We start from the raw sequence: 12,203 nt of genomic DNA on the forward strand, positions 1-12,203 counted from the left end.
TCATTTTACATTAATGTTATGACATCATGATGTATGTATTTTATAATAAGTGTACGCTATGCTGCCTTATAAAGAAAATTAGAATATTTTAGTGCTGCTTATAAGCTAATATAATAAAACCTTTTTTATTAGTAAAATAATGTTTGTTTTTATAAAAGGAAACGGCATTACTTTATTGAGCAAGGTCCTTATGTAAGAAGATCGATTCTACAGTATTGAGTACGTTTGAAGTTTATAAATATTTCCGAGAAATTGAACGTATTTGGCCCTCCCTGCTCCTATGAAGAAAATATTAAAAGCCATCTCCTTGTCATAGAGGAGATGGCTTTATCTGTTTACATCCTTGGTTGACTGGGGGTGGAAATTTCAGTGAGAGCTTCTTCGGTAGCCCTGTTAAAACGATTGTTGACAGCCATATCGCCTATGGCCACAAAGCCAACCAGCTTGCCATTTTCCACCACAGGCAGGCGGCGGACCTGGACATCACCCATAAGATTCAGGGCCGATTCCACTTCCATGTCAGTTTTGCCCACTACAACATTCTGGGTCATCACTTCCCGGCACTTCACTTGTTTGGGGTCTTTACCGGCACAAACCACCCGTAATACAATATCACGGTCTGTAATGATGCCCTGCACATCCATATTCTCGGTGCAAATAGGCAGTGACCCGATATTTTTGTCTTTCATAATCTGGGCAGCATCAAAAATTGTGGTATCGGGAGAAACGGCGATGACATCTTTGGTCATAATATCTCTGAGCTTCATCATATAACCTCCTTTCCATTTCTCCCATTAGGATTTCCCTAAATACCTTTTTTTTTGCATTTAATTAAGAAAAAATGTTTAAAAAGATTTCAGGAGGAATTTTACCCCGTTTGTAAATTATCTTTGGTCAGACTCTCAGCCGCCTCAATCAATTCCTGGAGCAGTTTGTTCAACTCCTCCATGACGGGGTTAATCTGAACCAGCTTTTCCGCCTGCTCATGGGAAACGTGGCTTACTGTCCGTGTCGCTGTATCAATTGAACGAATAGCCTCCCTGATGGTGCCAATAATGGAACTGATCTCATTGGTAGCATTGCTGGTAACGTGGGACAAATTACGCACTTCATTGGCCACTACATTGAAACCCCGCCCGTATTCACCCACCCGTGCTGCTTCAATAGATGCATTTAAACCGATGAGGTTTGTCTGCTTGGCGATTTGCCTGACCGTCGTAAGTATACTTTCTGTTGCTTCCACTTTGCCGGTGGCTGTTTCCGTCACATGTTTTAATTCCTGGCTGGTAGCAGAAAGCTCCTCCGCTTCGGCAGCAATCTGCTGTATTGTACTCTGGAAATTTTGCAGGGCTACTCCCAGTCTTTTGGATAGATCCAGGAGCAGTTCCTTGCGGTGGGTATTTTCCGATACACCAATAGCCCCGATTACTTCGCCGGTCTCATTAAATAAGGGTAAACCTACGGCAATATAGGGCACACCATAGAGACTGGCATCCACTTCCACCACAACCCTTTTTCTGTTTTTCATGGCTTTATAGACTGCCGTTCCCTCGTAAACCGGGTCTCCCGCTTTTATTTTCAGATCCAGGGTTTGGGCAGGAATATAGGCCAGCCATTTGTCCCTGTCACAAATAGCCACGCCCAAATCGGCCTGGGTAAACTGGTTGATCAGGGGAGCCACTTTAAGAAGGTGGTCTAAAATGGTTAATTCATGCATGGCAAATCCTCCCTCTCACTCTCGCTTTTTCCCACAATCCAGCAATTTTCTGACAATGCCGGTCTTGTCCACACAAATTTTAAGAAACTAACTTCCCCACTATATCACTATATACTATATACTAAAACTTCGCAGCAAATTACATTAATCTTATATATTCGCGTTAAAGTGACCCATCTCCTTCTTTAATATCAGCTTAACGAAAAGAAAAGAACTACAGAATGTAAGAAAAACTTCCCTAGATAACATTTGTCAATACTTTTTACTTATCTTAATACCTTGACTTAAGCTATAATTAGAAATAAAGATTATTTTAACAGTCAGGAGGGATGTGAGGATGTTTAATTGGCTTAGAAAAATATTTCGCGGGCCTGAATTCACCTGTAAAGACTGCGGTTACATATTTTCGGAAAAAGAGGCTTCCACGATTATCCTCAATGCCGGTACTGACAGTGTCTCCTATGTTATTTGCTGCCCCAAATGTAAGAGTGACAGGAAGACAAGGAAGTAGCGCATTAGTTCGCAGTATATTAGTTGGTAGTTGGTAGTGATGCTGTTCGCAATTTAGAGTTCATAAAAATCGGTAGTCAGATGTTGTAACCAGAAACGTCATCTAAAATACAAGGAAAGGCGGAGGATATACGTGATCGTTTCCCATGTTAAGGATGTGCAAAAAATACCCATGAACGCTCCGGGTGTGCTGAATGCCATGAAGCAGGTGCTCATTGGTCCCAGGGAAGGCTGGGATGGTTATGTGATGCGTGTGATGACCCTGGAAAAACAAGGCTACTCCCCCCGGCATACACATAGCTGGCCACATATCAATTATGTTCTCAAGGGCCAGGGTACCCTTTTCATAGAAGATAAGGAATATGTACTGGAAGCCGGTTCCTTTGCCTATGTACCCGGCAATGTCCTGCACCAGTACCGCAGTACCAGTGACGAAGATTTTGTTTTCATCTGCATTGTGCCGGAGGAAGGGGATAAATGAGTTGGTAGTTGGTAGTTCGCAGTTGGCAGATTACAGTAAGTTACCAGTTATTAGTTACTAGTGTCACGAAATGCATTGTATGATTTCTATTACGGGTTAACAGAAAAAGCCTGGCTCGTGTAGCCGGGCTATGTTTTTGGGTATAAGAAATGCAAAAACAACACAAAGTAAAAACGAAGCCTCCTGGCAGGAGGTGAGGTATACTCAATGACAGGAGAAAAGTTTTCCGAAGATGTTTATAAAGAAATTGCCCATTCCATCGATATTCTTTTCTGCAATTTAAAATACAAAACTAGGGAACGCTTCCTCTTGGAAGCGTTCTCCTTGTTGTTATATGCACTTGCACTCGGCGAGTTTGCTGAAGCGGTTGTTCACATCGTCCCAGTTGATCAGGTTAAACCAGGCTTCTACAAAATCAGCCCTTCTGTTTTGATATTTAAGATAGTAGGCATGTTCCCACACATCAACGGTAAGCAAGGGAACCACACCCCATTGGGTCAGATTCTGGTGTTTCTCTGCTGTGAGAATTTCCAGTTTGTTGAATTTAGGATTCCAGCCGAGAATAGCCCAGCCGGAGCCCTCTACAGCCACTGCGGCAGCCTTAAACTGGGCTCTAAAGACAGCGAAACTTCCAAAGTCCCTGGCAATTTGCTCTGCTATAGGGCCAGCAGCTTCTCCTCCGCCATTGGGCTTCATATTTTCCCAGTACAGGGTATGAAGCAGGTGACCGGACCCATGGAAAGCCAGTTCCCTTTCCCAGTGTTTAATCAGGGCATAATCACCTTTTTCCCGGGCTTCCTGGATTTTTTCCTCCGCCTTGTTCAGGCCGTCGACATAAGCCTGGTGATGTTTGTCATGGTGTAATCTTACTGTAGCCTCATCCATGTATGGTTCTAAAGCATTATATGGATAGGGCAATTCGGGTAAAACATGTTTTGTCATAAATATTACTCCTTTCAATCATGTAATATCGTCTTTAGTAAATATTACCTGCCTATTAGTATTCGATACTAATAGCAATGTTCCTCTTATGTCAAAACAAAAAATTTTATGTTGGTGATAAACCCAGTATCTTATACTCTACCAGACTAAAGTTATATAATTTTTATTTTAGCATATTTTGGGGAGAACCTGAATTAAAAACCGCACCTGAAAGTGCGGTTTAAATTAAATAAGGAGGGATTTTATGCTTTCTTCTCCAGTTCACCGACAGCCACATTGGCTACAGTGAGTACAGGGTCCCAAACGGGACTAAAGGGAGGAGCATAACTCAAATCCAGTTCGGACAGAGCAAAAGGCGTTAATCCCAGTTGAACAGCAACAGCCAGCACGTCTATACGCTTACCTGCCCCGGCACCACCCACGATTTGCGCTCCCACTATTTTTTGACTGGCTTTCTCAATTAACAATTTTATCGTCGCCGCCTGGGAGCCTGGATAGAAATGGGCTTTGGTATAAGCCTCCACCTTGATTTCCTGAACTTCTCTCCCTAACTGCTGGGCTTCTCGCTTGCTTAACCCGGTACGACCGATTTCCAGGTCCAGGACTTTGATAATGGCCGTCCCTACAATGCCGGCAAATTCGGCCTTTCCTCCGGCAGCGTTTTCTCCGGCTACCTTACCCTGTTTATTGGCTGTGGTGCCCAAGGGTATATAGGCATCATCCTGATAAAGCAGATGATAAGCCGTGGCACAGTCCCCTGCCGCATAGATATTGGGGATATTTGTTTCCATGTACTTGTTGACTTTAATTGCTTTCTTTACACCCAGTTGAATACCGGCTTCGGCCGCTAACTCACTATTGGGCTGGATGCCAATAGCCAGGATGACTAAATCCGCGGGAATTTCACCTTTATCCGTAACCACTTTCCTAACCTGGTCCTGGCCTTCCAGGGCCAAAACTTTTTCACCTTTTCGTATCTGAACCCCTTCCTTAACCAGGTACTCTTCGACCAGGGCTGCCATATCCTCGTCAATATTGCCGAGAAGTTGGGGAGCCAGTTCAACAATGGTTATCTGTTTTTTCCAGGCGGCAAAGGCTTCAGCCATTTCCAGGCCGATATACCCTCCCCCTACAATGACAATATTCTTAACCTGCTCACTCTGCATCTGTTCTTTAATGCGTCTTGCCGAAGGAATACTCTTAACAGTAAAGACATTGTCCAGTTCCTTTCCCGGTAAAGGAGGAACAAAGGCCCTGGCCCCTGTGGCAATAACCAGTTTATCATAGTTCACTTTCTTTTCTGCGCCTTCACTGTCCACAACAATAATCTGCATTTCCGTGGGTAAAATAGACAGTACCTTATGGTTGGTAAACACTTTAATTCCCTGCCTGACAAACTGTTCCTTAGTTCTGGCTATGAGCTTCCGCTCTTCCTGCACCATACCCGCAACAAAATAGGGGAGGCCACAGCCGGCATAGGAAATGTACTCTTCATCAGTATAAACCTCGATTTCCATGCCTTGATTGGTTCTTCTTGCTTTACTGGCTGCACTCATTCCCGCCGCTACTCCGCCAATGACCACTAATTTAGTCATCCTTACACCTCCATACCCCCATTAGGTATATTTTGTTTTTATCATATTCTTTTTGCTTTCCTAAAGTCAAGGCTTAATTTAGAAAAAACTATGTTAAAAGAGCCTCGTTGTGTCATAAGAACCGTCCCCTTGGCTCGTTGCGACACGGGGACGGTTCTTACTGTCGCACATTGTTGAAAATAAAAAAGAAGCCTCTCAAAAGTTCGGCGAACTAATGAGAGGCATATAATATCTGCTTTATGTGGGCAAAATGTGGTCATACGGGATATAGGAAGAAAGAAACCCTTGATATACAAGGGTTTCTTGTTAGTTTTTACATCATGCCGCCCATTCCGCCCATGCCGGGAGGCATACCCATGCCGCCTTTATTTTCCTCAGGTTTGTCGGCCACTAAGCACTCAGTAGTTAAGAGCATAGCAGCGATGGAAGCGGCATTCTGCAGAGCGGAACGAGTAACTTTGGCAGGGTCAACGATACCGGCAGCGATCATGTCTTCATAAACACCGGTCAGCGCGTTGAAACCAATGCCTTTACCCGATGCTTTTACCTTTTCTACAACAACGGAACCTTCTACGCCGGCGTTGTAAGCAATCTGCTTCACTGGCTCTTCTAAAGCCTTCTTGATGATCTTAATACCTGTCATTTCATCGGCAATATCAGAGGTTATATTTTCAAGAGCAGGAAGAACTTGAATGAGAGCAGTTCCACCACCGGCTACAATACCTTCCTCTACAGCAGCCCGGGTAGCAGCCAGAGCATCTTCGATGCGGTGCTTCTTCTCTTTCAGTTCGGTTTCGGTAGCAGCACCAACCTGGATAATGGCTACACCGCCGGAGAGCTTAGCCAAGCGCTCTTGTAATTTTTCTCTGTCAAATTCGGAAGTAGTCTCTTCCAACTGCTTACGAATCTGAGCTACACGAGCATCGATAGCTTGTTTGGAACCACGGCCTTCTACAATTGTTGTTTCTTCTTTGCTGATCTTAACTGTAGCGGCCTGACCTAACATGTTAAGGGAAGTGTTATCAAGCTTAAGACCAAGCTCCTCGCTGATAACCTGACCACCGGTCAGGATAGCAATGTCTTCTAACATAGCCTTACGACGATCACCAAAGCCAGGAGCCTTAACGGCTACGCAGGTAAAGGTGCCGCGCAGTTTGTTGACAACAAGGGTAGCCAGAGCTTCACCTTCAACATCTTCAGCAATAATGAGGAGCTGTTTGCCAGACTGGACTACTTTTTCTAAAACAGGTAAAATCTCTTGGATGGAGGAAATCTTCTTATCAGTAATGAGAATATAAGGATCTTTGAGGACGGCTTCCATTTTATCGGTATCAGTAATCATATAAGGAGAAATGTAGCCGCGGTCAAACTGCATACCTTCTACCACTTCTAGGGTAGTACCCATGCTCTGGGACTCCTCAACAGTGATAACACCGTCATTACCAACGGTCTCCATAGCCTCGGCAATCAGATCACCGATTTCTTTATCGGCGGCAGAAATAGAGGCAACCTGGGCAATAGCAGCTTTAGACTCGATGGGTTTAGCAACGGCCTTGATTTCGTTGACTGCAGCAGCCACGGCCTTTTCAATACCCTTTTTCAGGATCATGGGGTTGGCGCCGGCAGCAACGTTCTTCAAACCTTCACGAATGATGGCCTGGGCTAAAACAGTAGCTGTGGTGGTACCGTCACCGGCCACATCGTTAGTTTTAGTAGCAACTTCTTTAACCAGCTGGGCACCCATATTTTCAAAAGGATCTTCTAATTCGATTTCCCTGGCAATAGTAACACCGTCATTGGTGATGGTGGGAGAACCAAATTTTTTATCAAGTACTACATTCCGACCTTTTGGTCCTAAAGTAATCTTAACAGCTTCTGCTAATTGGTTAACGCCTTTCTCTAAGGCTTTTCTGGCCTCTTCACCGAAAATAATTTGTTTGGCCATTTTTTTCCCTCCTTAAAAAATTAATAATATGTGCTCTGCGAAATGTTTAAGTAAATTAGATGATGGCTAAGATATCTCTTTCGTTAAGGATCATGACTTCCTGCCCGTCAATCTTGATTTCAGTACCGGCATATTTGGAGAAGATAACTTTGTCGCCTACTTTAACTTCGAGAGGTACCTTTTGGCCATTTTCTAAGGTCTTACCGGTACCAACAGCTAAAACCTCACCTTGCTGCGGCTTCTCCTTGGCAGTGTCAGGCAGGACGATGCCACTCTTAGTTTTTTCTTCTTGAGCTAAGGTTTTAATGACTACTCTGTCGCCGAGAGGCTTAATGTTCATATAAAAACCTCCTTTAATATTAGTTGATATATTGTTAGCACTCAACGTTATCGAGTGCTAATACCCATAAATAATAATAGTAAAGGCCTGATGAGATAGCAACATCGATATAGGGCAAATAATCGCTATTATCAGCCTTTTTCTTTTTGTTAAGCAGTTTTGCTCCTTATTTCTACTTCACACATTTGCTACATTTTGGTTTGTTTGGCCTGGTCTTTGCTGGAACATTAAACCAACAGTAAATATGTTTCCAGTAATTACTGGTTTTTATACATTGCAATAGGTAAAATTTTCTCGTAATGTATTAATATGAATCGATTTAGTGAGAACAAAAACAGTAAGGAGAGAAATGATTTGGATAAAAAAACTTTACGCAAAACCTTACTAAAAAGAAGAGAGTCTCTATCCTGGCTGGAAGTCCAGGGTAAGAGTCACGAAATCACCCAGCGTGTGCTCTTTTTGCCTGAATATAAAAAAGCTGAAACCATCCTTATTTATCTTGCCTATAACAAGGAACTGGACACCTCAGCCATTATGCAAACAGCCTGGCAGCAAAAAAAGAAAATAGTGGTACCTGTCTGCCAGCCCCGGGACAGGAGCCTGCTTCTCTCCGAACTGCTGGATTTTAACGAGTTAGCCCCGGGTACCTGGGGGATTCTTGAACCAAAGGCTGAATTCCTACGCCCTGTCCCCGTCCAGAATATTGATTTACTGATCATACCGTGTGTGGCTTTTGATCGCGAAGGTTACCGGCTGGGCTATGGCGGCGGTTACTTTGACCGCTTCCTGCCCGCCATAAGATCAGACTGCACGAAAGTAGGTCTGGCCTATGATTTTCAATTGCTGGATGAACTCCCCCGTGAACCACACGATACAGCAGTGGATATTATTATAACAGAAAGCAGAACATATTACGTAAAAAAGGAGAGTCCATGACTCTCCTTTTTTAATAAAAATAAGAAAGTATAACTTTCTTATTTTAGGGGTGTTAGGGAACGCAGTCCCCTAAATTAGATAAGGAGGGTAACAGCGGAGCGTCAAAGGGAACGCATGAGTTCCCTTTGAAAGAACAAAAGCACAACATTTTAATTTGAGTGTACGTGCGTGCTTTTGTTCTGTACCTATAATAGTTGAGCAGTTCGCAGGATTTTTACCAATTCTTCCTTTTCCTGTGGGTTCAGCGATAGTAACGGCAACCTCACCGCCCCGCCTTTAAACCCTAACATGTCCATGGCCAGTTTCAAACCGGCAATGCCGTAAGTGCCCGTAACAGCGTTATTAACCGGAATGAGACGGCACTGTAAATCCCTCAATTCATCAAACTTACCCTCCTGGTATAACTGGTACATCCGGACACACTCCCGGGGACAACAGTTAGCCAGGGCCATAATCCCGCCTTTAGCCCCCATGGCTAAGCCTGGGTAGAGCACATTGGCCGTGCCCACCAGCACATTGAAATCGGGACCGGTCATGTTTACGTGGAGGGCAAGCTGGGTTACGTCACCTGCGCTATCTTTAATACCGATGATATTGGGATGTTGCGAAAGTATGCCCACTAAATCCGGCGTGATAGTGACTCCCGTAAACTTGGGAACACTGTATAACATAATAGGAATATCAGAATTGTCAGCCACCGTTAGGAAATGTTTCTTTAAAACTTCTTTCGTCATCCTATCCTTATAGTAGTTGGGGGTGAGAATAAGGGCAGCATCTGCACCCAGCCGGGCACATTCATTGGTGAGCTCAATGGTCTCCCTGGTGCTTTCACAGCCGGAACCTACGATAACCAGCTTATCCTGGGCAGCCGCCTCTACCCCCGCCTTTACCAGGTCCAGTTTTTCTTGTTTGTCCAGGTAAGCGTATTCACCATTAGAACCAAAAATAACATAGCCCGCCAAACCGGTTTCATTGTATTTGGCGATATTTTCCTGAAATGCTGCAAAATCCACATCTCCGTCAGCTGTAAAAGGGGTGACCACAGGGGGAAAGGCCCCGGTTATTGGCTTTTTAGTCATATCAATCCTCCTCTTGTCTTTTCATATTTTTATCGTCTTTTCCACAACTTCTAAGTGCTCCTTCATAAGCTGCCTCGCTTATTCGCTATTACCTTCTATGATAGCCGCACTGCTTTATTCCCAATTTATCACAAAAAACACTATTGGAGAATATTTCTGTTCAAAAAAAGAGTAAGCTAACCGGAAATCCGGCGGCTTACTCTTTATGATTAATTATTCCTTTACCTTTACAATCATTTCTACTTCTACAGTGGCATCCAGGGGAAGCTCATTGACCCCGACGGCGCTGCGGGCGTGGAATCCTTTTTCGCCCATCACGGCACCTAATAATTCAGACGCTCCGTTAACAACCTTGGGCTGCATGTTAAATCCGGGGGCACTGTTAACAAAGCCAACAACTTTTACGACCTGCTCGATTTTATCCAGATCACCGATTAAGCCTTTAATGACACTGAGGCAATTTAAGGCGCATACTTTAGCTGCTTCATAACCCTGTTCCAGAGTCATTTCTGCCCCTACTTTACCCTTAAACTTTAATTCACCGTTGACTAAAGGAATTTGCCCGGAAGTGTAGATATATTCTCCCGTTTTTACTGCAGGGACATAAGCAGCTACCGGTTTTGGCGCCTCAGGAATACTGAGACCCATTTCTGCTAATTTTTTTTCTACCATAGACATAAACTTTCACCTCATTTTTAGTTGTTAGTTGCTAGTTGGTAGTGACCGGTGACCAGTGATCGATGACCAGAAAAATATTATTAAAAAACCGGACTCTGGACACTGGACTCTGGTCACTAATTCGGATGTCGGATATCAGAAGCGAAACTATTTGGCGGCATTTTCTTGGGCGCTTTGCACTAATTTTTTGGCATAAACGCCGGTCAAGCCTAATTTCTCAACCCTGGCTTTGATGGCATTTACATCTGTTGTGTAAAGCCCTAATTGTTTCATCCGTTCGAAATAAACGGAACCGGAGAAGGTATATTTAAACTTGAGACCTTCTTCTGTTTTCATTTGCTTGCCCACATAATCGATGGCATCACCGATAGCCAGTTCAGTGGGAAGAGTTAACAATTCCATACCCAGGGCAAAACGTACAGCGTTATGGCCTGCTAATGTACCGGTAACGATAGCTTCCGTATGTCCTACCAGGAGGCCGGCTTTTTCCCCGCCGCAGAAAAGATTCTCTACACCTGCTACTTGCAAAGCATTAGTACGCGGAGACATGGCCAGGTAACGCATGGAGTTCCCCATACCTCCGGCATATGGATCTTCAAAACGGGCGTTTTCAAAGCCCGGAATCTGCCGCAGCATTTCTAGGGGATAATAGGGAGTCATTAACTTGGCATGGCCGGTATCCAGGAGAATAACGTTCTCGGCAAATTCCTTCAGGGCGTACTGCTGGCAGGCCTTGCTTTCCAGAGCTCCTTTCTTCTGTAATTCCGCAGGAATGGGTACGATTTTTACCCCTGTGCGGTTTAATTCCTCTACAATTTCATGGGATAAGGATTCCTTATGCAGCTTGCAGGAACCGCTCATAGCCCCAAATGAACCGTCGGCTTTTTTACCGATAATCTCCTGTACCCCCGCCTTACCGGCCACACTGACCCGGGGACCGAAGGAAGGACAGCGCAGGATACACATTGCGCAGCCGTTGCCGTACTTGGTGCAGTTTCCTTGAGGTCCGGCAGTACCGGTAGCATCTATGAAAACATCACCTTCCACCAGACCTACTCCTTCGGCCGTAACACCGACAATACGGTCTCCCTCTTTTTTCACATCGGTAAAGCGGGCCTGGAAATGAATTTCTACGCCTGCCTGTAAGAGCTTGGCTTTAACGGCAGGTTCTATTTTTGCTACGTCATAAAGGGTAGCGTGTTTATGACCGGGAAACTCCATATTCTTATGACGGGCTGTTTCATCGACGGCATCAAAAAGTTCAGGAGCTCCCAAAGCGATGTTTTCTTCAGTTGCTGTGAAGCGGCCGTTGTTGCGCATAATGCCGCCCACAAGTCCTGTGCCCAGGAGCATGTCTGTTCTTTCCAGGAGGGTTACCTGGGCCCCTGCTTTTCTTGCTGCTAAAGCTGCGGCACTGCCAGCCCAACCTCCACCGATAACTACTACTTTAACCATAATTCTATTCCTCCTCTTTCTTAGTAATGATAATCTTTTCTTCCAAAGCCAGTCCTAATTCTACCCCAGTCTTTCTCTCAGCTGCCTTAATCACAATATTTAGATGATTAGGCATATGGGTTTCATCAAATCCCGCAATTGTTCCTAAAACACTGTTCCCTATTCTGACTTCATCCCCTGCTACCACTACCGTCCCCGAGGTAACCTCAAAGAACCCCCAGTAAGCGATACGGTTCACTTCCTGACCGGGTCCTGCCTGTTCCTCATCGGTGACGATTAGTTCATGAATTTCTCCAGTGCAGAGGGCCCGGGAAATGGGTGTTATGAGTTGAAGCTTGCGGTTTTCCATTTTACCGTCTAGAACAACCACCAGTTCCCCATGGCAAGGTCTTTTCTTGGCATAAGGATTGCGGGAAAATAAGCCTGCTTTATACGGGTCAATCATCTTTACACCCCCCTCCTCATCAATGATGAGCAGTTTTTGATGGTAGTATTATTCGCCAAAAAAAAGCAAATTCCTTCTCG

The 12,203-nt window shown here is 44.5% G+C and carries 13 protein-coding genes; 3 read left to right on the plus strand and 10 right to left on the minus strand.

Going from position 1 to position 12,203, the window contains the following annotated elements:
- Positions 1-335 precede the first annotated feature (335 nt).
- On the minus strand, positions 336-770 hold the full coding sequence (locus BR63_RS09760) for a CBS domain-containing protein (protein WP_051965629.1): 435 nt from the start codon (positions 768-770) through the stop codon (positions 336-338).
- 98 nt (positions 771-868) lie between these two features.
- Positions 869-1,717 carry a methyl-accepting chemotaxis protein gene (locus BR63_RS09765; protein WP_034421568.1) on the minus strand — a complete coding sequence of 283 codons (849 nt, stop codon included), beginning with the start codon at positions 1,715-1,717 and terminating at the stop codon, positions 869-871.
- A 337-nt stretch (positions 1,718-2,054) separates the two neighbouring features.
- On the opposite strand from BR63_RS09765, the gene BR63_RS09770 reads away from it, so the two are divergent.
- Together BR63_RS09770 and BR63_RS09775 are read left to right on the plus strand one after the other, a co-directional pair.
- Positions 2,055-2,228 carry a hypothetical protein gene (locus tag BR63_RS09770; RefSeq protein WP_153802056.1) on the plus strand — a complete coding sequence of 58 codons (174 nt, stop codon included), beginning with the start codon at positions 2,055-2,057 and terminating at the stop codon, positions 2,226-2,228.
- A 132-nt stretch (positions 2,229-2,360) separates the two neighbouring features.
- Positions 2,361-2,708 (plus strand): cupin domain-containing protein, encoded by a 348-nt coding sequence (locus BR63_RS09775; protein WP_081908102.1) that lies wholly within the window; start codon positions 2,361-2,363, stop codon positions 2,706-2,708.
- A 330-nt stretch (positions 2,709-3,038) separates the two neighbouring features.
- Here BR63_RS09775 and BR63_RS09780 read toward each other — a convergent pair whose 3' ends face one another.
- From BR63_RS09780 to groES, 4 genes are all read right to left on the minus strand, one after another.
- Complete coding sequence (locus tag BR63_RS09780; protein WP_034421570.1) at positions 3,039-3,650, minus strand: superoxide dismutase; 612 nt, start codon at positions 3,648-3,650, stop codon at positions 3,039-3,041.
- A 242-nt stretch (positions 3,651-3,892) separates the two neighbouring features.
- Positions 3,893-5,245 carry a CoA-disulfide reductase gene (locus BR63_RS09785; protein ID WP_034421572.1) on the minus strand — a complete coding sequence of 451 codons (1,353 nt, stop codon included), beginning with the start codon at positions 5,243-5,245 and terminating at the stop codon, positions 3,893-3,895.
- Between the two features lie 313 nt (positions 5,246-5,558).
- Complete coding sequence (gene groL / locus BR63_RS09790) at positions 5,559-7,190, minus strand: chaperonin GroEL (protein WP_034421574.1); 1,632 nt, start codon at positions 7,188-7,190, stop codon at positions 5,559-5,561.
- Positions 7,191-7,245: 55 nt separating this feature from the next.
- Positions 7,246-7,530 (minus strand): co-chaperone GroES, encoded by a 285-nt coding sequence (gene groES, locus BR63_RS09795; RefSeq protein ID WP_034421576.1) that lies wholly within the window; start codon positions 7,528-7,530, stop codon positions 7,246-7,248.
- 354 nt (positions 7,531-7,884) lie between these two features.
- On the opposite strand from groES, the gene BR63_RS09800 reads away from it, so the two are divergent.
- Entirely contained in the window at positions 7,885-8,466 is a 582-nt protein-coding gene (locus BR63_RS09800) for a 5-formyltetrahydrofolate cyclo-ligase (RefSeq protein ID WP_034421577.1), read from the plus strand.
- Between the two features lie 185 nt (positions 8,467-8,651).
- On the opposite strand, the gene dapA is transcribed toward BR63_RS09800, so the two are convergent.
- The 4 genes from dapA to BR63_RS09820 form a co-directional block, all read right to left on the minus strand.
- Entirely contained in the window at positions 8,652-9,545 is an 894-nt protein-coding gene (gene dapA, locus BR63_RS09805; protein ID WP_034421579.1) for a 4-hydroxy-tetrahydrodipicolinate synthase, read from the minus strand.
- 213 nt (positions 9,546-9,758) lie between these two features.
- Positions 9,759-10,217: a RidA family protein gene (locus BR63_RS09810; RefSeq protein WP_207724805.1), complete on the minus strand. Its 459-nt coding sequence runs from the start codon at positions 10,215-10,217 to the stop codon at positions 9,759-9,761.
- A 153-nt stretch (positions 10,218-10,370) separates the two neighbouring features.
- On the minus strand, positions 10,371-11,678 hold the full coding sequence (locus BR63_RS09815; RefSeq protein WP_034421583.1) for an FAD-dependent oxidoreductase: 1,308 nt from the start codon (positions 11,676-11,678) through the stop codon (positions 10,371-10,373).
- A 4-nt stretch (positions 11,679-11,682) separates the two neighbouring features.
- The gene (locus BR63_RS09820; RefSeq protein ID WP_034421585.1) at positions 11,683-12,123 is read right to left on the minus strand and encodes a DUF6917 domain-containing protein; all 441 of its coding nucleotides are present in this window, start codon (positions 12,121-12,123) and stop codon (positions 11,683-11,685) included.
- Positions 12,124-12,203: the final 80 nt, after the last annotated feature.

The organism is Thermanaerosceptrum fracticalcis (genome assembly GCF_000746025.2).
Taxonomy (GTDB): Bacteria; Bacillota; Peptococcia; order DRI-13; family DRI-13; genus Thermanaerosceptrum; species Thermanaerosceptrum fracticalcis.